The 23,310-nt window shown below is 74.0% G+C and carries 6 protein-coding genes; all 6 read right to left on the reverse strand.

The window, feature by feature from the left end:
- Nucleotides 1–57: 57 nt before the first annotated feature.
- The 6 genes from NFU81_RS29750 to NFU81_RS29775 are packed head-to-tail and all read right to left on the reverse strand — an operon-like array spanning nt 58 to nt 23,202.
- On the reverse strand, nt 58–1,266 hold the full coding sequence (locus NFU81_RS29750) for a cytochrome P450 (RefSeq protein WP_251496581.1): 1,209 nt from the start codon (nt 1,264–1,266) through the stop codon (nt 58–60).
- Between the two features lie 52 nt (nt 1,267–1,318).
- Nucleotides 1,319–2,077: a 3-oxoacyl-ACP reductase FabG gene (fabG, locus tag NFU81_RS29755; protein ID WP_251496584.1), complete on the reverse strand. Its 759-nt coding sequence runs from the start codon at nt 2,075–2,077 to the stop codon at nt 1,319–1,321.
- Nucleotides 2,074–7,866 carry a type I polyketide synthase gene (locus NFU81_RS29760; RefSeq protein WP_251496587.1) on the reverse strand — a complete coding sequence of 1,931 codons (5,793 nt, stop codon included), beginning with the start codon at nt 7,864–7,866 and terminating at the stop codon, nt 2,074–2,076. The genes fabG and NFU81_RS29760 overlap by 4 nt, the downstream gene beginning before the upstream one ends.
- Before the next feature lie 5 nt (nt 7,867–7,871).
- Nucleotides 7,872–11,210 carry a non-ribosomal peptide synthetase gene (locus NFU81_RS29765; RefSeq protein WP_251496590.1) on the reverse strand — a complete coding sequence of 1,113 codons (3,339 nt, stop codon included), beginning with the start codon at nt 11,208–11,210 and terminating at the stop codon, nt 7,872–7,874.
- The gene (locus NFU81_RS29770; protein WP_251496593.1) at nt 11,207–14,506 is read right to left on the reverse strand and encodes a type I polyketide synthase; all 3,300 of its coding nucleotides are present in this window, start codon (nt 14,504–14,506) and stop codon (nt 11,207–11,209) included. The genes NFU81_RS29765 and NFU81_RS29770 overlap by 4 nt, the downstream gene beginning before the upstream one ends.
- Nucleotides 14,503–23,202 (reverse strand): type I polyketide synthase, encoded by an 8,700-nt coding sequence (locus NFU81_RS29775; protein ID WP_274037741.1) that lies wholly within the window; start codon nt 23,200–23,202, stop codon nt 14,503–14,505. Before NFU81_RS29775 ends, NFU81_RS29770 begins: the two co-directional genes overlap by 4 nt.
- Nucleotides 23,203–23,310 lie beyond the last annotated feature (108 nt).

Consider the following 23,310-nt stretch of genomic DNA (forward strand, 5'->3'; position numbering starts at 1 on the left):
AGCGGCACCGTCCTTTCCACCGGCGGGCGTCGGGGGGGCAGGGACGGATCACGGCCGTCACCAGGCCACCGGCAGCTCGTGCACGCCGTAGATCGTCATGTTCTCCCGCATCGGGATCTCGTCGGGGTCAACGGCCAGCCGCAGGTCGGGGAACTCCCGCAGCAGCGTGGTGAAGCCGACCTTCAGCTCCTGCCGGGCGAGCTGCTGGCCCAGGCACTGGTGGATGCCGTGGCTGAAGGTGAGGTGGCCGATGGCGCCGCGGGTGATGTCGAGCCGGTCCGGGTCGGGGAACCGCTCGGGGTCGCGGTTGACGCTGGGCAGGTGGATCAGCGCGGTTTCGCCGGCCCTGAGGGTCACCCCGGCGAGTTCGACGTCCTCGGTGGGGGTGCGCTGCACGCCGATGTGGACGATGGTCAGGTAGCGCAGCAGTTCCTCGACCGCGTTGTCGATGAGGGACTCGTCGGCGCGCAGCTTGGCGAGTTGCTCGGGTTCACGCAGCAACGCGTAGGTACCGAGGGACAGCATGTTGGCGCTGGTCTCGTGGCCGGCCACGAGCAGCAGCAGGGTGACGCCGATGAGTTCGGCCGGCTCCAGCTGGCCTCCGGTGACCAGGCCGGTGAGCAGGTCGTCGCCGGGCTCGGCGACCTTGCCCATGGCGACCTCGATCAGGAGGTTGACGATGGCGTCAAGGACGGCCTTGCTCTCCTCCGCCTTCACGTCCAGGCTCAGCGCCCGGAAGGAGAGCTCCTCGAAGCGCCCGCGGGCGTCCTCTGGCACACCCAGCAGTTCGCAGATGACCTGCGCCGACATGGGCACCGAGAAATCACGTACCAGGTCCGCGGACTGGCCCTTGGCGCGCATCGCCGCCACCCGTCCCGCGGCGATCCGCTCGATCTGCGGCACCATCGCCTTCATCCGGCGCAGCGTGAACTCGCCGGTGAGCAGCTTGCGGAAGCGGGTGTGCTCCGGCGGGTCCATGTGCTCGAACTGCCCGGGCGGCAGGTCCTTCTCGATGTCCAGCTCGGTAGCCAGTTCCGAGGCGAAGGCCAGGTGCTTGAGCGAGCCCTGGGAGCTGAACCGGGAGTCGGTGAGGATCGTACGGGCGTGCGCGAAGCTGGTCACCACCCAGCCGCGGGCGCCATCGGGGAACGTCATCGGCGCGATGGGCCGGTCGTCCCGCAGTTGTCCGAAGATCGCCGGCGGGTCGAGGGGGCGTTCGCGGACTTTCGGCAGACCGTTGGTGATCGGGCAGACCATGTCGTTCATCGGGTGCCTTTCTGTGGGTGTGCGGGTTGCTCTGCGGCGGATGGCGGCGGGATCAGGTGGCCATGCCCCCGTCGATCTGGAAGGTGGCTCCGGTGATGTAGCGGGCCCGGTCCGACACCAGGAACGACACGAGGTCGGCGACCTCCTCCGGGCGGCCGAAGCGGCCGAGCGCGATCGCTTGCGCGAACCGGTCCCGTATGTCCTGCGGCAGGGCGAGTACGGGGTCGGTCTCGACGAAGCCCGGCGCTACGGTGTTGGCGCGGATGCCGTAGCGGCCGACCTCGCGGGCCAGGGATTTGGTGAAGCCGACGATCCCGGCCTTGGACGCGGCGTAGTTGGTCTGCCCGGCGTTACCGTGCAGGCCGGCCACCGAGGACAGGGTGACGATCGCGCCGCGGCGCCGTTCGATCATGTCGCCGACGACGGCCCGGCAGACGTGGAAGACGCCGTCGAGGTTGGTGCGCAGCACCTTCGTCCAGTCCTCGTCCTCCATCAGCGTCAGCGGTTGGTCGCGCAGCACCGCCGCGGAGGTGACGACGGCGGAAACCGGGCCCAGCGCGTCCTCGACGGCGTCGACCAGGTCGTCCACGGCGTCCGGATCCGCGACGTCGGCGCGTCGGACGAGGGCGCGGCGGCCGAGCGCGCCGACCTCCTTCTCCACCGAACGGGCCGCGGAGTCGTCGGCGGCATAGCACACGGCGACGTCGTAGCCGTCCTGGGCCAGCCGTACGGCGACCGCCCGGCCGATGCCGCGGGAGCCGCCGGCCACCAGGGCGACGGGGGCGGCGCCGCCGTTCGTCAGCTCGCTCACGCCTTGTTCTCCCCTTCGGCGGCGTCCGCGGCCTCGGCGGCCAGCAGTTCCAGCAGTTGGGCCTCGACTTCCTCGTCGCTCAGTTCGGCCAGCGGGTCGCCGGCGGCAGCCGCGAAGTCACCGGCGCCGAACTCGGACTCCTCACCCGCTTCGCGGGACAGCACCTCGATCGCGTCGCCCGAAGCGGCTCGCGGGACGCCGGTGCCCGCGGAATCCAGGAGTTCCGCGGTGCGGGCGACGGTCGGGTGGTCGAAGAAGGCCCGCAGGTCGAGTTCGGCGCCCAGCGATGCCTTGAGGCGGGTGCCGATCTGCACGGCGGCCAGCGAGTGGCCGCCCAGGGCGAAGAAGTCGTCGTCGACGCCGACCCTGTCCACGCCCAGGATGTCCCGCCAGATCTCCGCGACGGCCTCCTCGCCCGGTGTGCGCGGCGCCACGAAGGGGGTCGGCAGGTCGGGGCGGGGGTGGGTGGCACCCGGCGGGGCGAGCTGGTCCATCTCCTGGGCGAGCAGCGCCGGGTTCAGGGAGCGGGCCAGGGCGCGTACGCCGCCGAAGTCCCGGTGCGAGACGACGACATGGCCTGGCAGGTCCGCGGCGGCCAGCAGCTGGGCGAAGACGTCCTTGCCCTGCTGCTCGGTGATCCCCTCCGCGAGGGTGCGCAGCGCCACGGCCCCGGCGCCGCCGTCTTCGCCCGGACCGGGCGCAGGCTGCTCAGCGGCGCGGGCGATCCGGTCGCGCAGCCCCTCCGTGTCGTTGATGCGCTTGATGGTGAAATCCGCGATCTGTACCAGGACCCGGCCGCCGGGGTCGAGGATCTCGATGTCGCAGGTGCTGGTCTCGCCCGCGGAGTCCTCCGGGGCCTTCAGCTCGACATAGGCGTGGACGGTGCTGGTCAGGCCATGCCGGAAGCGCAGGCTGCGGTAGCTGAACGGCAGGTAGTAGGTGTCGGTGACGTGGACGCGGGCGGTGCCGCCGGCCGCGTCCAGCAGCGACGGGTGCAGCAGGTAGTGGTCGAGGTCGCCGTGGTACTCCTCGTCGAGCCGCAGGGTGGCCAGCACCCGCCGCGGTCCGACCTGGATCTCGCGCATGCACTTCCAGCGCGGCCCGAAGGAGAACTCGATCGGGCCGCCCTTCTCGAAGCGGTCGAGGCGCAGCCCACGACGGATCGCCTCGCCGGTGTCCAGGACCTCCGTGACACCGACGCCGGCCAGCAGCGCGTCCAGGTCGCGTACGGTGTCGGGCTCAGGTTCCGGGAAGGCGACGGTGCCCCGCGCGTGATCGGTCCACACCGCGGCCCCGGGCGTCCCGGTACGGCTCTGCACGGCGAAGTGCCAGCGGCCGTCGCGCTCCTCGACGGTGGTGAAGACCTCCCGGGTCTGCCCGTCCGGCACGACGACCGGGACGGTGTACTGCACCTCGCCGATCTCGATGTCGCGCCCGGCGGCCTGTTCGGCCACCGCGGCCCGCACCAGCTCCAGATAGGCGGTGCCGGGGACGAGTCCGTGCCCCTGGATGCGGTGGTCGCCGACGATCCAGCTGGTGTCCGTGCTGAAGACGCTGGCGTACGTACGGGAGACCGGTGTACTGCGGACCAGGCGCTGCAGGAGGGGGTGGCCGGTCAGCGGGGTGCCCGTGCCGATTCCGAGGCGGGCGCCGAGGCCGGCGGCCATGCCTGTCTCCTGCCATGTGTCCCAGCCGACAGCGGTGACGGGCAGTCCGCTCTCACGGCGCTTGGCCTGGGCCCACGCGTCGAGGAAGGCGTTGGCGGCGGCGTAGTCGCTCTGGCCGGGGCCGCCGAGGACGGCGGTGACCGAGGAGCACAGCAGCAGGAACTCCAGGTCGTCCTCGGCGCAGACCTGGTCAAGGACGAGCAGACCGCGCGTCTTGGCGGCCAGCACCGTCCCGGTGCCGGCCGGGGACCTGGTGACGATCATGCCCTGGGAGGGCAGACCGGCGGCGTGGACGACGCCGTTGACCGGGCCGTCCGCCGCGGCGCGCAGGTCGCCCACGGCCTGCCTCATCTGCTGCACGTCGGTGACGTCGGCCTGCAGCAGGACGACACGTGCGCCGAGGTCGGCCATCTGCCGCAGCCGCCGGATGCGGACACTCGTGGCGTCGTCGGCGCCGTATGCGGCCAGCCATCCATCCCACTCGTCGGGCGGCGGGAAGGCGGAGCGGCCGAGCAGGCCGAGCACCGGCTGCGCCACCGCGGCCGCGATGTGCTCGGCCATAGCCAGGCCGAGGCCGCCGAGGCCGCCGGTGATCAGGTAGACGCCGCCGTCGCGCAGACCGGTGCCGCCGTCCGCGAGCGGGGTGGGCTCGAAGGTGCGGCGCCACCAGTGGCGGCCGCGCAACGCCAGTTCGGGCTCGTCGCCCGCGCCGGTCAGGGCGGTCAGCAGGGCGTGTACGGCGGTGTCGTGCGGCGCGCGGGGGTCGGTGCCGGCGATGTCCAGCACCCGGCAGGCAGTGTCGGCGGTCTCCTGCGGGATGACGGCGGCGGCGCCGAGCAGGAGGGCGTGCTCGGGAGCGAGCGGTTCATCGCCGGTGACGTCGTACACACCGCGGCAGAGCACGTCGAGGGTGACCGGGACGGGCGGCCGGGCGGTGCCGAGCGCCTGGGCGAGGGCGAGCAGGCTGTCGAAGCCGGTGCGGCGGGCGGCGTCCAGGCGCTCGCCGGTGAGCGGGCCGTCCGAAGGCTCCTCGGCGGTGCTCCACAGGTGGACGAAGCGCAGGCGCCACCCGTCCACCGCCTCGGCGGGCGGCGCGGCCAGCGCGGAGACCAGTGCGCTCAGATCGTCCCGGGCAGCCGGGTCGAGCGTCCATATGTCGTCACCGGTACGGGCCGGCTCCGCGCCTGCGGTGACCCGTACGACGCGGTCGCCGGTCGCCGCGAGGCGGTCGGCGAGGGTGTCGCCCAGGGCGAGTCCGGCGCCGAGGACGACCCACACGTCGCCGGTGGCCTCGGCGGCGCGGCGGGCGGGCAGGGTGAGCCGCTGCCAGCCGGGGGCGTAGAACCAGCCGTCCGGGCCGGTGGTGCGCGCGGCGGTACGGGGGGCCTCGGCGGGTTCCACCCAGTAGCGGCGGCGCTGGAAGGGGTAGCCGGGCAGCTGCACCGCGCGGTGCCGGTCCGTGCCCTGGACGGCGGCCCAGTCGACGAATGCACCGGCACTCCACACCGTGCCGAGGGCCGCCTGCAGCAGCGCGTCGTCGGGAGTGTGGTCGCCGGGGTGCCGCAGGGACGCGGCGGCAGCGCGGCCCGGGGTCCACGCGCCGTGGGCGCGGGCGAAGTCGGTGAGGTTGCGACCGGGGCCGACCTCCAGCGGGACGAGCCCGGGGTCGGCCAGCAGCACACCGAGGGCGTCGCGGAACCGTACCGGCTGTCGCAGGTGGGTGCCCCAGTAGTCGGGGCTGGTGGCCTGCTCGGCGGTGATCCAGGTGCCGGTGACGTTGGAAAGGAACGGTACGGACGGGGGGTTGAGGGCGGTGCTGCGGACCTCGTCGGTGAAGGGCGCCACGGCGGCGTCCATGGCGGGCGAGTGGAAGCCGTGCGAGGTGTGCAGCCGTCGGCACCCTACGCCGTCGCCCTTCAGCCGCTGCTCGAGGGCGTCTACGGCCGCCGCGGTGCCCGCGACCACGGTGAGCGAGGTGGAGTTCACGGCGGCCAGGGCCAAGCCGTCACCGAGCAGGGCCGCGGTCTCCTGCTCGGGCAGGAAGACGCTCAGCATCGCGCCGGCCGGCATCTGCTGGACCAGGCGGCCGCGGACCGCGACCAGGCGTATCGCGTCCTCCAGCGAGAACACGCCCGCCAGGCAGGCCGCGGTGTACTCCCCCACGCTGTGCCCGGCCATCGCGCGCGGCCGCACGCCCCAGGACTGCCACAGCTTGGCCAGTGCGTACTCGACGGCGAACAGCGCGGGCTGGGCGATCCGGGTCTGCCGCAGCCGGTCGGCGGACGACTCGGTGTCCTGGGTGTCTGGCGGGCCGAGCACCAGCGGGCGCAGGTCCTCGCCCAGGTGCGGGGCGAACAGGCCGGCGCAGCGGTCGAATTCGGCGGCGAAGACGGGCTCGCTCTCGTACAGGCCGCGGGCCATGCCGGGGTACTGCGCGCCCTGGCCGGGGAAGAGGAAGGCCACCGGGGCGCTGTCGGGTGCCGGAGCCGCCGGGACGTCGGTGGCGAGCCGCCGCAGCGCAGTGACGGCTTCCTCGGCGGTACGGGCGACCGCGATGCCGCGGTGCGGGAAGCGGGCGCGGCGCCGGGCCAGGGTGTGGGCGACGGCCTCCAGCGGGGTGCCGGGGTCGGCCTCCAGATGGTCGGCCAGGCGGGCGGCGGCCTCGGCGAGCGCCGGCGCGGACTTCGCGGAGAGCGGCAGCAGCAGGGCCGCAGGGCCGGCGGCGGGGTCTTCCGCGGAGCCCACCGGGGATTGCGCGGGGGCCTCCTCCAGCACGACGTGGACGTTGGTGCCGCCGATACCGAAGGAGCTGACGCCGGCCCGGCGCGGTTCGTCCTTGCGCGGCCAGGCGCGCAGTTCGGTGTTGACGTAGAAGGGGCTGGTGTCGAGCTCCAGGCCGGGGTTGGGCCGGTCGCAGTGCAGGGTCGGCGGGATGGCCTCGTGCTTGAGGGCGAGGGCGGCCTTGATCAGCCCGGTGACGCCGGCAGCGGCGTCCAGGTGGCCGACGTTGCTCTTGACCGACCCGATGGCGCAGAAGCCCTGGTCGTCGGTGCCGGAGCGGAAGGCCCGGGTGAGGGCGGCGATCTCGATGGGATCTCCGAGCGGGGTACCGGTACCGTGCGTCTCGACGTAGCCGACGGTGGCCGGGGCGATGTCGGCCAGCGCTAGCGCCTCCGCGATCACGTCGGCCTGCCCGTCCACGCTGGGCGCGGTGTAACCGGCTTTCAGGGAGCCGTCGTTGTTGACGGCGGTGGCGAGGATGACCGCGTCGACGCCGTCACCGTCGGCCCGCGCGTCGGCCAGGCGGCGCAGCACGACCACGCCGACGCCGTTGCCCGCGACCGTACCGGCGGCGTCGGCGTCGAAGGCTCGGCAGGTGCCGTCCGGGGAGAGGATGCCGCCGGGCTCGTACTGGTAGCCGCCGCGCAGCGGGGACGTCACGGCGACGCCGCCGGCCAGTGCGATGTCGCACTCGCCGTTGGCCAGGCTCTGGCAGGCCAGGTGCACGGCGGTCAGGGAGGTGGAGCAGGCGCTCTGCACCGTGACGGCCGGGCCGGTGAGGCCGAGCTTGTAGGCGGCGCGGGTGGCGAGGAAGTCCTTGTCGGAGGCGAGCGCGACCTGGTACATCCCGGCCGACTCGACGACCCGCTGGTTGTTCATCAGGTTGAACAGCAGGTACGTGTTGAGCCCGGCTCCGGCGAAGACGCCGATCCGGCCTTCGAAGCCGGCCGGGTCGACGCCGGCCGACTCCAGTGCGTGCCAGGCGCATTCGAGGAAGACCCGGTGCTGGGGGTCGAGGAGTTCGGCCTCACGGTGGCTGTAGCCGAAGAAGCTTCCGTCGAAGAGATCCGCGCCCTCCAGTACGCCCTTGGCCTTGACGTAGCCGTCGCGGGCCAGCAGTTCCGGGTCGGTGCCGGCGGCGGCCAGTTCCTCGTCGGTGAAGGAGGTGATGCCGTCCTTGCCCTGTTCGAGGTTGGTCCAGAAGGTGTCCACGTCGCCGGCGCCGGGGAAGCGCCCGGCCATGCCGACGATGGCGATGCGGTCGAGGTCCCGGTCTCCTTCCTGGTCCACCTCCCGGTCCCCGTCCTGCTGCGCGTCGAGCTGCGGCTGTGGCTGTGGCACTTCGATCACCTGTCTCCGCGGGAGGACGCCCGGCGTTCGGCTGCCTGCTGCCGCCGGTTGCGGGACTGACGACGGTTCTCGGCGCGCTGCCTCGCGCCGTGCGCGGCGGTCTCGCGCCCGGTGCGGGCACCGCCGAGGTACGAGGCCAGCGACCCGACGGTGGGGTGCTGGAACAGCTCCACCATGGTCAGCTCGTGACCGAGCGAAGCCAGTCCGGCCCGCAGTTCGGCCATGAGAAGGGAGTGACCGCCGAGGTCGAAGAAGTTGTCCTGCGTCCCGACCCGTTCGACACCGAGCAGGCCGCGCCACATGTCGGCGAGCATGTGCTCCAGGCCGTCCTCGGGGGCGACGAACCGGGTCCCGGACTCAGGCCGCTCGGACGCCGGCTCGGGCAGTGCCTTGCGGTCCGCCTTGCCGCTGGGGGTCAGCGGCAGCGCCTCCAGCACGGTCAGGGACGCAGGGACCATGTAGTCGGGCAGGTATTCGCGCAGGTGCGCGGCCAGCTCCGCGGCAGCGGGCGCGTCCGGCCCGGCGGCGGTGACGTACGCGGCAAGGCGGACGTCACCGGGGGCGTGCTCGCGGGCGGTCACGATGGCTTCGCGCACGGTGCCGTGCCGGCACAGGACGGCCTCGATCTCGCCGAGTTCGAGGCGCTGGCCGCGCAGCTTGACCTGGTGGTCGAGGCGGCCGAGGAACTCCAGGGCGCCGTCGGCGCGGTGGCGGGCGAGGTCGCCGGTGCGGTAGATGCGGGCGCCGGGCAGGAAGGGGTCGGCGGCGAAGCACTCGGCGGTCAGATCCGGGCGGCGGAGGTAGCCGCGGGCCAACCCGCGCCCGCCGATGCACAGTTCACCGGCCACGCCGACCGGCACGGGCCGGTCGTGGCGGTCCAGGACGTACGTCCGGAGGTTGGCGATGGGCCGGCCGATGGGAACCGGGCCGGGTTCGCCGCCGGGGCTGCAGTGCCAGGCGGTGACGTCGATGGCGGCCTCGGTGGGGCCGTACAGGTTGTGCAGTTCGGCCCGGTGCAGGGCGAGGAATCCGTCGTGCAGGTCGCGGGGCAGTTCCTCGCCGCTGCAGAACACGCGGCGCAGGCCGGCCGACCGCTCGGGGGGTTCGGTGAGGAAGAGCCGCAGCATCGACGGTACGAAGTGGACGGTGGTGATCCGCTCGGCGGCGATGGTGTCCGCGAGGTAGCCGCTGTCGCGGTGGCCGCCGGGCCTGGCCATGACGAGGGTGGCGCCGGCCATCAGCGGCCAGAAGAACTCCCACACCGACACGTCGAAGGAGAAGGGCGTCTTCTGCAGCACCCGGTCGCTCGCGTCCAGGCCGTGGGCGTCCTGCATCCACAGCAGCCGGTTGCGCAGCGCGGCGTGGACGTTCAGCACGCCCTTGGGCCGGCCGGTGGAGCCGGAGGTGAAGATGACGTACGCCAGGTCCTCGCCGTCCACCGCGACCCCGGGGTTCTGCGGCGACTGCTCGGCCAGTTCGGCGGCGAGGTCTTCCGTCCGCAGCACCGGGCAGTCCAGCGCGGGCAGTCGCCCGGCCGCCGGACCGTGGGTGAGCACCACGGGCGGCCGGGCGTCCTCGGCGATGGCGGCGAGCCGGGCGGGCGGCAGGTCCGGGTCGAGCGGTACGTACGCGCCGCCGGCCTTGAGGACGGCGAGCAGCGCGACGACCAGGTCGAGGGAGCGCTCCATGGCGACGCCGACCAGGACGTCCCGGCCGACACCGCGACCGCGCAGCAGGTGCGCGAGCCGGTTGGCGCGCTCGTTCAGCTCCGCGTAGCCGAGGCAGGCCCCCTCAAGGCGGACGGCTTCGGCCCCGGGCGTGCGGCGGGCCTGCGCCTCGATGCACTCATGGACCAGGCCGCCGGTGAATTCCCGCTCAGTGGCGTTCCATTCGGTGACCACACGGTGGTGCTCGGCGGCGTCGAGGAGGTCCAGATCGCCGATGGCTGTGCGGGGCGCGGCGGTGACCTGCTCGACCAGTCGGCGGAAACGGGTGGCGAGGCGGACGATCGTGGCCCGGTCGAAGAGGTCGCGGTCGAACTCGAACCAGCCGGTGAGACCGCCGTCGGTGTCGAACGCCTGGAGTTCCAGTTCGAATCGGGCACCCTCGCTCCGCACCTGCAGCCGGGTCAGGTGGGCGCCGGCCATGGCGAGGGTGGGCACGGGCTCGCGGCCGTAACTGAAACTGACCTGGTAGACCGGCGGACGGCTGAGGTCGCGGGGGGTGTTGAGGTCGGCGACGATCAGCTCGAAGGGGACGTCCTGGTGTTCGTACGCGCCCAGGCACGCGTCGCGCACCCGGGTGAGGACCGTCTCGGCGGTGGGATTGCCGCTCAGGTCGCCCCTGATCGGCAGGGTGTTGACGAAGTAGCCGATGAGCGGCTCGACTTCGGCACGCCCGCGCAGCGCTGTGGGCACGCCGACGACGATGTCGTCCTGGCCGGTGAGGCGGTGCAGCAGGATGTGGAAGACGGCCAGCAGCGCCATGTACGGGGTGGCGCCGTGCCGGGCGGCGAGGGCGGCCAGCTCGCGGACCAGGGCGGGCGGCAGGTCGATGGGCACGGAGCCGCCGTTGAAGCCCTGGACAGCCGGGCGGGGGCGGTCGGCGGGCAGTTCGAGGACGGGTGGCGCGCCCGCCAGGTGGTCGCGCCAGTAGGCCAGGTCCCGCTGCCAGCCGCCGTCTTCCAGCTGCTGGTGCTGCCAGGAGGCGAAGTCCCCGTACTGGACGGTCAGTTCGGGCAGCACCGCGGGCCGGCCCGCGATGGACGCCTCGTACAGCTCGGACAGTTCGGCCAGGAAGACCTCGGAGGACCAGCGGTCGGAGATCAGATGGTGCATCCCCATCACGATCACCGACTGCTCGGGGCCGGTGCGCAGCAGCCGGACCCGCACCAGGGGCGCGGTGTCGATGTCGAAGGGCTCGGCGAGGGCGTCGTCGATCCACTTCTGCCGGTCGGCCTCGGTGTGGCCGGGGCCGGTGAGGTCGGTCTCGGGGACGTCGACGGCCACATGGCGGTGGACGACCTGGACGGGGGCGCCGTCGCGCAGCTCGAACGTGGTCCGCAGGGCTTCGTGGCGCCGGACGACCTCGGCGACCGCTACGCGCAGCAGGCCGCTGTCGAGGGGACCCTCGACGCGGACGGCACCGGGCACGACGTAGCCGGGGTTGCGGGGGCGGAGCTGTTCCAGGAACCAGGTGCCGCGCTGCAGGACCGCCAGCGGGAAGGTGTCCTCGGCGGGGGCGCGCTCGGCGAGCAGCGCCTCGAAGCGGGCGCGCTGCTCGGGGGTGAGGGCAGCCAGCCGAACGGCGAAGTCGTCGTCGGTGGCGCCGGTCACGGACGCACCTCCGTGCCGGGCTCGTGGGCGGCGGAACCGGTGAGTTCGGCGAGGAGTCCCGCGGCCACGTCGGCGCTGACGTCCGCGGCGCGGGGTAACCGCCGGATCGCGGTGGGTGCGCCGGCGTCGTCGCGCGGTGCGGAACCCGTCGCGGCGAGCCCCTCGACGATGCGCCCGGCGACGCTGCGGATGGTCGCGCCGCCGAGGAAGTCGGTGATCTGCAGGGTGATGCCCAGCGTGTTCCCGATCTCGTTGCGCAGTTCGACGGCCATCAGCGAGTCCAGGCCGAAGCCGGTCAGCGGCTCGTCCAGGCCCACGTCGGTCGAGGTGGAGCCGAGGACGTCCTTGACGGCGAGCAGGAGCCGCTGAGCGAGGGTGTCCAGCCGCTCGGCCTCGGCCAGCGCGAGCAGTTCGGGGGCGGAGGGGATACGGCCCGCCCGGCGGCGGGCGCGGCGCGAGGCGCGCGTCTGACGGACGGGGGCGTCCTCGTCCTGCGTCGAGGCGCCGTCGGACACGGTGCTTTCGGTGGCCGACGCGCCCATCCAGCCCTCCCCCGGCTGCGGCTCCGGCCAGCAGTGGACCGGGTCGAAGGCGTACGTGGGCAGCGGCGCCTTGGCGCGGGCGTAGTCGGCGTCGAAGCCGGCCCAGTCCACACCGGCGCCGGCCGCGTACAGCTCGGCGACGGTCGGCAGCAGCACGTCCCAGTCGTCCTGCCTTGGCCGCAAGCTGGGCAGCAGCAGGTCGTCGTGGCCGGGCGGCAGGGCGTCGCTGATGGCGCCCAGCAGGGTCGGCGCCGGGCCCACTTCCAGGAAGGTGTGGTAACCCATGCCGCGCAGGGTGCGCACGCCGTCGGAGAACCGCACGGTCGCACGGACGTGCCGGGCCCAGTAGTCGGGGCCGGGGGCCTGGTCCCAGGGCCACAGTTCGCCGCTGACGTTGGACACCAGCGGGATGCGCGGAGCGGTGAAGGTGATCTTCTCCGCGGCGCGGCGCAGCGGTTCGACGGCCGGTTCCATCAGCGGCGAGTGCCCGGCGGAGGCGATGCGCAGCGGTCTGGCCCTGACGCCGCGGGCTGCGAAGGCGGCGCAGACGGTTTCCACCAGCTCCCGGTCTCCCGAAATAGTAGTGGCGGCCGGGCCGTTGACGGCGGCGATGCTCACCCGGTCGCGGTGGGCGGTGATCTCCGCGGCGACCTCGGCCTCGGGGGCGAAGACCGCGGCCATGGTGCCGGGCAGCGCGTGCTCCTGGATGACGCGGGCGCGTTCCACCGCGAAGGCCAGCCCGTCCTCCAGGGACATCGCGCCGGCGACGCAGGCGGCGACGCACTCCCCGAAGCTGTGGCCGAGGACGGCCGCGGGGGTGATACCCCAGGACTGCCACATCTGGGCCGTCGCGTACTCGACGGCGAAGGTGGCGGGCTGGGCGTATGCGGTCTCGTTGATCAGGGTGTCCGCGGGGTCGTCCGGGAACAGCACCTCCAGCAGGGGCCGGTCGAGCAGCGGCCGTAGGATGCGGGCGCACTCGTCCACCGCGCGGCGGAAGGTGGGCTGGGTGTCGTACAGGCCGTGGGCCATGCCGGGGCGCTGGGCGCCCTGCCCGGTGAAGAGGAACACCACGTCGGAGCTGCCGGCCTCGCCCTGGACCAGGCCGGGCGCGCTCTCGCCCCTCACAAAGCCGTTGAGCAGGCCGGCGACGTCCTTGCGGGTGGCGCCGACCGCGGCGAGGCGGTGGCGGAAGTGGGAGCGGCCGGTGCCGGCCGAGTAGCACAGGTCGGCCAGCGGGGTGGCGTCGCCGTCGGTGAGCCGGTCGGCGTAGCGGCCGGCGAGGGCTGTCAGCGCGCTCTCGGTGCGGGCGGACAGGGCCAGCACGCAGGCGGGCCTGCGCTCGTCCGGTTCCGGCGTCGGCGGCACCGGCGGTGCCTGCTCCAGGATCAGGTGCGCGTTGGTGCCGCTGAGCCCGAAGCTGCTCACCCCGGCCGCCCGGGGGCCGTCGGTCCGCGGCCAGGGGGTGACCTCGGTGGGAACCGCGAAGGTGGTGCCGTCGAAGGAGATGTTGGAGTTCAGCCGGGTGAAGTGCAGGTTCGGCGGGATGACGGCGTGCGACAGGCACAGCGCGGCCTTGATGAATCCGGCGATGCCGGCCGCGGCCTCCAGGTGGCCGATGTTGGTCTTGACCGCGCCGAGGTAGACGGCGGAGCCGTGGCTGCGTCCGTACACGTCGGCCAGCGCCTCGGCCTCGATAGGGTCCCCGAGGCGGGTGCCGGTGCCGTGCGTCTCGATGTAGCCGACCTGCTCCGGACGGACCCCGGCGGCGGCCAGCGCCCGGCGGAAGACGTCCGCCTGCGCGGCGCCGTTGGGCGCGGTGATGCCGGCGCTGCGTCCGTCCTGGTTGACGGCGCCGCCGCGGACGACGGCCAGCACGCGGTCCCGGTCGCGTACCGCGTCCGACAGCCGTTTGAGCACCACGACGCCGCAGCCCTCGCCACGTACGTAGCCGTCGGCGGTGTCGGAGAAGGTCATCGCGCGGCCCTGCCGGGACACCGAGCCGAACTGCGACTGGGAGATCATCAGGACGGGTGACAGCACCGCGTTGACGCCACCGGCCAGCGCCAGGTCGCTCTCCCCCGACCGCAGGCTCTGGCACGCCTGGTGGACGGCCACCAGTGAGGAGGAGCACGCGGTGTCGACGGTGATGTTGGGGCCGCGAAGGTCCAGCAGATACGCGATGCGGGCCGGCACGAAGCTGGCGGCGGCCCCGGAGCTGGTGTAGGCGGTGATCTCCTCGGGGCGGCGGATGCGCGAGGTGACGTAGTCGGAGCTGGCCGCGCCCATGAACACGCCGGTGCGGCTGCCGGCCAGACCGGAGGGGGCCTGCCCGGCGTCCTCCAGGGCCTCCCAGGCCACCTGGAGGGTGAGCCACTGGTGCGGGTCCATGGCCATCGCCTCGCGGCGGGAGATCCCGAAGAAGTCGTGGTCGAAGCGGTCCAGGCCGTCGATGAACCCGCCGGAGCGGGTGTAGACCTTGCCGGGCCTGCCGGCCTCCTCGTCGTAGAACCTCCTGTGGTCCCAGCGGTCGGCGGGGATCTCGCCGACCCCGTCGGTGCCGCCGAGCAGCATCGACCAGTACGAGGCCGCATCGGTGACCCCGCCGGGGAAGCGGCATCCGACGCCGACGACGGCGACGGGCTCGGTCCTGGCCCGCTCGTACTCCTCCACCTGGCGTTGCAGCCGTTCCATCGTCAGATAGGCGCGCTTGAGCGTGTCGGCCGATACCGTGCCGGCTCCGGGCGGCGTCATCGCTGGTCCCCTCCGTTGATCTGCTGGGTCCTGGCCAGTAGCAGCGCTTCGAGTTCCGCGGCGGACATCGAGTCCAGGTCCGGGGGGTCTGCCGGCCCCTGGGCAGCCCGGGCCGCGGCGGCCGGTGCGTGGACGGGCTCCTCGGCGGGCTTCGCGCCATCGGCCCGACCGGGCTCCAGCTCGATCTCCATCCGCTCGGCCAGGTACGGCACCATGACGTCGATGGTCGGGAAGCGCCAGGTGACGGTCGACGGGAGCTGCACCCGCAGCGACGACTCCAGCGACTTGCGCAGTTCGAGGGACAGCAGCGAGTCGAAGCCCAAGCCGGTGATGGGGGCACTGGTGTCGATCCGCTCCGGCTCGATGCCGACCACCCGGGCGGCGGCAGCACGGCAGTGCTCGGTCAGGACCGCCCGGCGGCGGCGGCCCGGCTCGACCGCGAGCATCCGGCGTCGTACCTCGTCCAGCGGCCGGCGGTCCGCGTCCGCGTCCGCGTCCGCCAGCAGGGTGCGCAGCAGGCCGGCGCCGAGGTGGCCGCGCAGCTTGTCCCGGTCCAGCGGCAGCACGCACACATGGGCGGAGGGGGCGCGTAGCAGCAGGTCGAGGGTCGCCATACCGTCGCCCGGGCTGATACTCCCGATGCCGCGGGCGGCCAGGGCGCCGCCGCGGTCGGGACGGGCGGCCAGACCGATCTGCGCCCACGGGCCCCAGCCGACGCTCAGCGCGGGCAGTCCGCGCGAGCGGCGGTGGTGGGCGAGCGTGTCGAGGAAGGCGCTGGCGGCGGCGTAGCTGCCCTGGCTGGCCGAGCCGAGTACGGCGGCGGCCGAGGAGTACAGGACGAAGAAGTCCAGCGGGCGCTCGGCAGTGGCCTGGTGCAGGTGCCAGGCGGCGGCGGACTTGGGGCCGGCGACCGTACGGAACCGCTCCCGGTCCAGGCCGGTCAGCAGGCCGTCGTCCAGGACGCCTGCGGCGTGCACGACCCCGGCCAGCGGTGGCATGCCCGCATCGATCCGGTCCAGGATGGCGTCGACGCCCTCGCGTGCGGACACGTCGGCGGCGACCACCGCGACCTCGGCGCGGCCGCGCAGTTCGGCGAGGGCCGCTTCCGCTGCCGCCGAGGGCGCACTGCGGCCGGCCAGGACCAGGTGCCGGGCACCCTGGTCCGCCAGGTAGCGGGCAGTCTCAAGGCCGAGGGCGCCGAGGCCGCCGGTGATCAGATACGTGGCGCCCGGCCGTACGGGAGGGGCGCCCGGGGCGGTGGTGATCCGCTCGCCAGCCTCGGGGCGCAGCACCAGCTTGCCGGTGTGCCGGGCCTGCGCCATGGCGGCGAAGACGGCGGGGGCGTCGCCGAAGGGGTGGACCGTGACGGGCAGGGCGGTGAAGTCGCCGCGCTCGAAGCCCGCGACGACATCGACGAAGAGGTCCGCGACGTCCGCCGGCGCCTCCCGGATGGTGCGTTCCAGGTCCACCGCGAGAAAGGCACGGTTGTCCTTGAAGAAGTCCAGGCCGATGTGGCTGTCGCCGTAGATGTCCCGCTTGCCGATCTCCACGAAGCGGCCGCCGGGCGCCACCAGCCGCAGGCTGCGGACCATTGCCTCGCCTGAGGTGGAGTTGAGGACGACGTCGACACCGCGGCCGCCGGTACGTTCGGTGATCTCGTCCGCGAAGGCGAGGGTGCGCGAGTCCATGGCGGCTTCCACGCCGAGGCCGCGCAGCAGTTCGCGCTTTTCCTCGGTGCCGGCGGTGGCGTAGACGCGGGCGCCGCGGCGGCGGGCGATCTGGAGGGCGGCGAGGCCCACGCCGCCGGTCGCGGAGTGGACGAGAACGCTCTCGCCTTTGCGTAGCCGGGCCAGCCGTTCCAGGGCGTGGACAGCGGTGAGGAAGGCGACGGGCACGGCGGCGGCCTCGTTGTCACCGAGGGATGCCGGCGCAGGGGCGACCAGGTGTTCGCTGACCGTGGTGAAGGCTGCCATGCTGCTGCCGCCGACCGCGATCACCCGGTCGCCGACCGCGTGGCGGGTGACGCCCTCGCCCACGGCGGTGACCCGGCCCGCGCATTCGGCGCCGAGCGGGACGACGCCCTGCGCGCCCGGGTAGCTGTCCAGTGCCTTGAGGACGTCGCTGAAGTTGAGTCCGGCGGCGGCGACTTCGATCTCGACCTGGCCGGGGCCGGGCGGGGTGCGCTGCCACCAGGTGGCGGTCAGGCTCGCCAGGCTGCCGGGCCGGGCCGCCAGCAGCCGGTGGTTGCCGTCGCGGCCGGCGTCGAAGGTCCAGACAGGCCGCGCTTCGGGGTCGGCGGCGGGCGGCGTCCAGCGCTGGAGCGCCGGGGTGAGCCGCTCGGTGCCGCGCAGGGCGACCTGGTCGTCGTCGCCGGGGCGCAGCAGTTCGGCCAGTAGCAGCTCGGCCTCGCCCGCCGGCCGGACAGGGTCCAGGTCCACGACGGTGGGCCGCAGTTCCGTGTGCTCCAGGCCGATCACCCGGGCCAGCCCCCACAGCGGCGACTGGCCGGCCGCCAACGTGTCGCCGGCCGCGGCCCGCTGGGCGCCGCGGGTGAGCAGCACCAGCCGCGGCGCGGGATCCTGCCCGGCCCGGGCGAGCTCCTGCACCAGGTGCAGCACGGGGCCGGTGACGGCATCCTGCACGGCTGGTAACTGCTGCGGGCCGCCGCCGTCGGTGAGTTCGACGTCCAGCGCCCAGGCGTGCACGATCCCGGCGAGCCGGGTGCCGGCCGCGGCCAGGTCAGCCAGCAGGGCGGCGACGTCCTCGCGCCGCGCCGGGTCCAGCTCGTAACGGCCGCCGTCCAGTTGCCGGTAGGCGGCGCCGGCGGTGACGGTCACGCAGCTGCCGCCGGCGTCGCCCAGTACGGCGCCGAGCGCGGCCCCGGTCCCGCCCGCGTCGGCGAACAGCAGCCAACTGCCCGGCGGTTCGGCCGCGGGCTGCTCGGCGGGGGCGGGCAGCCAGGTGATCTCGTACAGGGACCCGGTGACCGGGTCGGCGTCCTGGCCGCGCTCCAGGCGCCGCAACGCGATCCCGGTCATCTCGCCGACGGCAGTGCCGTCCTCGGCGTACAGCACGACCGAGGCGCCGGCGATCTCCGCGGCGCCCGGCTCGGGTGCGGTGGCCGCGGCACGTGCCCAGCGGGGTTCGGCCCGATCGGTGAAGAGGGTGAAGCCGCCCACCCGCACCGGCAGATAGGTCGCCGGCGGCTCCTCCGGGGTGCCGAGCGCGGCGGAGAGCACCTGCACGGCGCTGTCGAGCACGGCCGGGTGGACCAGGTGTTCGCCGCGGTCGGCGGTCAGGGCGGCCAGGTCGCGAAGCCGGCCGACCGCCTCGCCGTGCCCGCGCCACAGCTCTTCGACACCCTGGAACGCGGGCCCGTACTCCAGCCCGGCCCGGTGCAGCCCGGCGTAGTGGTCGTCGGCCGCGACGGCGGTCGTGCACCGGTCGCGTGCCACGGACAGCGGCTCGACGTCGGGGGCGCGCGGGGCGCGGCGGAAGGCGCCCCGGGCGGCCTCGGTCCATTCGCCGTCGGCGCCGGCCCGGGTGTGGACCCGTACCGAGCCGGTGCCCTCGGTCTCGGGGACGAGCACCAGTTGCAGCGTGGCGTCGTCGGCCTCCTCCGGTACGACGGTCAGCCGGGTGAGGTCCACGTCGGTGAGCGCGGCGCCGCCACCGAGGTGGAGGCGGGCCGCGGCCAGCGCCGCCTCCAGCACCAACGCGGCGGGCAGGACGGCGCCGCCGCCGACCCGGTGGTCGGCCAGGTAGGGGAATCCGGCCAGGTCCACGGGCGCGGTCCAGTGGGCGGCGTGCGGCGCGAGGGCCGAGCGCACGTGGGAGCGCAGCACGGGGTGGCCGCGATGCCGGCCGACCGGCCGGTGCCGGGTGCCCTCCTCGAACCAGTGCCGGGAGCGCTGCCAGGGGTACGTGGGCAGGTCGGCCATCGGGCCGGCGGGCCCGTACACCCGGGTCCAGTCGACCTGGTAGCCCGCGGTGTAGAGGCGGCCGAGTTCGGTGCGGACGGCGGCGCGGCCGGGCTGGTCGCGGTGCAGCGAGGAGACGGCGGCCGTGTGCCCGTACGAGGACAGGCGCTCGGTGACGGCGTCGGTGAGCATCGGGTGCGGCGACAGCTCGACGAACACGTCGTGGCCGGACTCGGCGAGCGCGGTCACGGCGGTGTCGAACAGCACCGGCTGGGTGAGGTTCGACGCCCAGTACTCGGCGCCGAGCAGGTCGCCGTCCACGGACCGCCCGGTGACCGTGGAGATCATGGGCAGGGCGGCGGTACGCGGCCGCAGGTCGGGCAGCAGCCGCCACAGCTCCTGGGCGACCGGCTCCATCAGCGGGCAGTGCGAGGCGAATTCGACCGACTCCAGGACCCGGCAGTAGACGCCGTCGGCCTCCAGGGACTTGGCCAGCGCCTCCAGGTCGGCGCCCGCGCCGGAGAAGACGGTGGAGTTCGGGCTGTTGCCCGCCGCCACCCACACCGCGCCCCGGGGGCGCTCGGCGAGGATCTCCTGTGCCCGGTCCAGGGTGACTCCCGCGACGGCCATACGGCCCTTGCCCGTGACCGCTTGCAGGGCGACGCCGCGGTGCAGCGCGACGACGAGGGCGTCCTCCAGGGCGAGCGCCCCGGCCACGTGGGCAGCGGCGATCTCGCCGACGCTGTGGCCGACGACGGCAGCCGGCTCGACGCCCCAGGAGCGCCACAGGGTGGCGAGCGCGATCTGCACTGCGGTCAGTGCGGGCTGCCCGACGGCGGTGTCCAGCAGCCGGGAAGCAGCCGGGCCGGCGGTGAGCTGCTCCAGCAGGGACCAGTCGGTGCGGCGGCGCAGCAGCGCGTCGCAGCGTTCGAGGACCGCCCGGAAGACCGGCTCCTCGTCGAGCAGGTCGCCGGCCAGGGGCCACCAGCGCGGGCCCTGCCCGGAGAAAACGAACACCGTCCTGGGCCGCCAGCCCACCCGCCGGACCCCGCTGGACAGGCCTCCCGCCTCCTCACCGCGGCCGAACGCGGCCAGCGCGGCGCGTAGTTCCCCGGCCGAGGAGCCGGCGACGGCCAGCCGGTGCTCGTGGTGGGTGCGGCGGACCGCGGCGGCGCAGGCGAAGGCGGCGAGGTCCAGACCGGGGGCGGCGAGCTTGCCGGCGTAGGCCGCGGCGAGGTCGCCCAGCGCCCTGTCGTCGCGTGCGGAAACGGTCAGCAGTACGGCGCCGGCCGCGCTCTGCGGCGGGGTGGCGGGGGCGGGCGGCTGCTCCAGCACCAGGTGGGCGTTGGTGCCGCCGAAGCCGAAGGAGCTGACGCCGGCCAGCGCGGGTGCGCCGTCCGTGCCCGGCCACGGCTGCAGGGTGTCCGCGACCCGCAGCGCGAGGTCGTCGAAGGGGATGTGCGGGTTGGGCTCGCGGTAGTGCAGGGTGGCCGGCACGGTACGGTGGCCGACCGCCAGCGCGGTCTTGATCAGCCCGCCGATGCCGGCGGCGGCCTCCATGTGGCCCAGGTTGGACTTCACCGAGCCGATGAGGCACGGCGCGGCGGGGTCGCGGCCGTCGCCGAGGACGGCGCCGAGCGCCTTGGCCTCGATCGGGTCGCCGAGGATCGTGCCGGTGCCGTGCGCCTCGACGTAGCCGATGTCCGCGGACCGCACGTCGGCCCTGCGGTGGGCTGCGCGCAGCACCGCCTCCTGGGCCCGCGGGTTGGGCGCCATCAGGCCGTTGCTTGCGCCGTCCTGGTTGACCGCGCCGCCGCGGATCACCGCGTACACCGGGTCGCCGTCTGCCTGCGCGCGCTTGAGCGGCTTGAGGACGACGACCCCGGCGCCCTCGGAGCGCACATATCCGTCGGCGCGGGAGTCGAACGGCTTGCAGCGGCCGTCGGCGGACATCACGCCGGCCTTGCTGAAGTTGATGGCGAGGGCCGGGGTGAGCACCAGGTTGACGCCGCCGGCCAGGGCCAGGTCGCAGTCGCCGCGCTCCAGGCTCGCGCACGCCTGGAGCACCGCGACCAGCGACGAGGAGCAGGCGGTGTCCAGCGCCATGCTGGGGCCGCGCAGGTCCAGCAGGTACGACAGGCGGTTGGCGGCGATACTCGGGGCGCCACCGGTGCCGCTGTAGCGGTCGATGGCGTCGAGGTCGCGGAACTGCTCGGTGGCGTACTCGAAGGTGGAGATGCCGACGAAGACGCCGGTGGCCGAGCCGGCCAGCCCGTCGGTGGGCACCCCGGCGTTCTCCAGCGCCTCGAAGGCGACCTCGGCCAGCAGCCGCTGCTGGGGGTCCATGCGGGCGGCTTCCTGCTGCGGGATACCGAAGAAGGCCGCGTCGAACTGGTCGATGCCGTCGAGGAATCCGCCCCAGCGGCTGTTGGTCCGCCCAGGGGCGGACGGGTCCTCGGAGGTGAACTCGTCGACGTCCCACCGCTCGGCGGGCACCTCGGTCACCGCGTCCCTGCCCTCGCTCAGCAACCGCCAGAAGCTCTCGGGTCCGTCGACACCGCCGGGGAAGCGGCAGCCGATGCCGATGATGGCGACCGGTTCCGCGGGGGCGGGGGTGCCGGGGACGCCGCGGAGGGCGGCGGGCGGGGTGACCGGCGCGGCGGCGGAGGCAGCCGGGGTGACCGTGGCGGCGGGTGCCTGCTCCGGGGCGCGGCCGGCCAGGTACTCGGCGAGGTCGGCGGGAGTGGGGTGCTCCCAGACGACGGTGGACGCGAGCGTTGCGCCGAAGCGCCGTTCGAGGTCCCCGACCATCGTGACCATCTCCACCGACCGCAGCCCGTACGCGGCGAAGGGCAGCCCGGGATCGACGGTTTCGGCCCGCACGCCGGTTGCTGCGGCCAGCGCCCCGCGCAGCCACAGTTCGACCTCGGCGGCGTCCAGGGCAGGTGCGGCGGAAGCGCTGCGCGCCGTACCGGACTCCCGCGCGCCGCCGTCCGCGGCCCCGTCGGGGGAGGAAGGAGCCCCGCCGTCCGCCGGCACCCCGTCCGCCCGCCACTCGTACAGCGGGTTCAGCGTGCCGGCCAGGACCGCGTCGAGGCAGGCCCGGCGCTGGAGCTTGCCGCTGGAGGTCTTGGGGACGGTGCCGCTGCGGGCGAGCACCACCATGAACGCCTGCAGGCCGTGCTCGCGGGCGATCGCGGCGCGGATCCCGGTGGCGACCCGGGCCGGTGCGTCCGACGAGCGGCCCCCGCGGTACTCCTGGACGACGATCAGGCGTTCCTCGCCATCGATCTCCCGGACGCCCGCCACGCCGCAGCCGGGCCGCAGGCCGCTGCCGACGCCCTCCACGGTGCGCTCGATGTCCTGCGGGTAGTGGTTGCGGCCCGCGACGATGATGACGTCCTTCATGCGTCCGGTGACGTAGATCTGGTCGCTGTCGGTGAAGCCGAGGTCGCCGGTACGGAGGAACGGGCCGTCGCCGCTGCCTGCCAGATGGGCACGGAAGGTCTCCTCGCTCTCCTGCTCGCGCCTCCAGTAGCCCTGCGCGACGCTGGGCCCGGCGACCCACAGCTCGCCGACCCGGCCGTCGGGCAGCAGGACGTGGGTCTGCGGGTCCACCGCGACGACCCGCTGGTCGTTCATCGACATGCCGCAGCTGAGCAGGGTCCGCGCGGGCTCGTCCGGCCCGGCATCCTCGGCGGTGCCGGCCAGCAGCCCGGCCGTCCGCAGCCTCCTGCTGAGCGGCGGGGACAGCACGTCGCCGCTGGAGACCATCAGCGTGCCCTCGGCCAGCCCGTACGAGGGGGCGTGCATGGCGGGCCGGAAGCCGCTGGGGGCGAACGTGCGGGTGAAGTGCTCCAGGGTCTGCGGCCGGACCGGCTCCGCACCGTTGGCCGCCAGCCGCCAGGTACTCAGGTCGAGGGTCTGCCGCTCGGTCTCGGTGATCTTCGCGGCGGCGAGGTCGTAGGCGAAGTTGGGGGCGGCGCTGGCCGTGCCGCCGACGTCGGAGATCGCCCGCAGCCAGCGCAGCGGCCGCTTGAGGAAGGAGAAGGGCGACATGAAGGTGACCGGGAAGCCGGCGTAGGGCGGGGTGAGCAGCCCGAAGATCAGGCCCATGTCGTGGAAGGGCGGCAGCCAGCTCACCACGTGCTGGTCGCGCTCGCCCAGCAGCACCCTCTGGAAGATGGCGCCGATGTTGTGCAGCAGGTTGGCGTGGCTGACCATCACCCCCTTGGGGCGGCTGGTGGAGCCGGAGGTGTACTGGAGGAAGGCCAGGTCGTCGCGGCGCGTGCCGGGGTGGCGCCAGGCGTCGGCGGCCGCGGTGTCGAGTTCGTCCACGGCGACCCAGGCGATGTCCCGCAGCGCCGGGGCGAGTTCGGCGATACGGTCGGCCAGCGCGGTGGTCCCGGCCGGCGCGAGTACGACCGCGGGCTGCGCGTCCTCGATGACGCCGGTCAGCCGCGGCAGGGTGCGCATCAGGAAGGCCGGGTCGGGCGGGTAGACGGGCACCGCGACGAGGTCGGCGTAGAGGCAGGCGAAGAAGGAGACCACGTAGTCCAGGCCGGCCGGGCACATGATCAGCGCCCGCTCCCCGGCCGGGAAGCGCTCCCGCAGCACCGCGGCGATCGTGCGGGCACGCAGGTCGAACTCGGCGTTGGTCAAGGCGTGCGGCTCGCCCTCGCCGTCCACCAGGAACCGAAAGATCTGTTGCTCCGGATGCCTACCGAAGACCGTACGGAAATGGTCGACAAGCGATTCTGAATCGCGGCCCAGCATCCGACCGTCCTCTCAGTGCTCGACACTTGTGCGCGCGTGCCCGGCGGAACCGGCACATCTCCCGGCTCTTCCACCGCATTCACCGCGGCAACACCCGATACCTGACGT

This window comes from Actinacidiphila cocklensis (assembly GCF_907177275.1).
Classification (GTDB): domain Bacteria; phylum Actinomycetota; class Actinomycetes; order Streptomycetales; family Streptomycetaceae; genus Actinacidiphila; species Actinacidiphila cocklensis.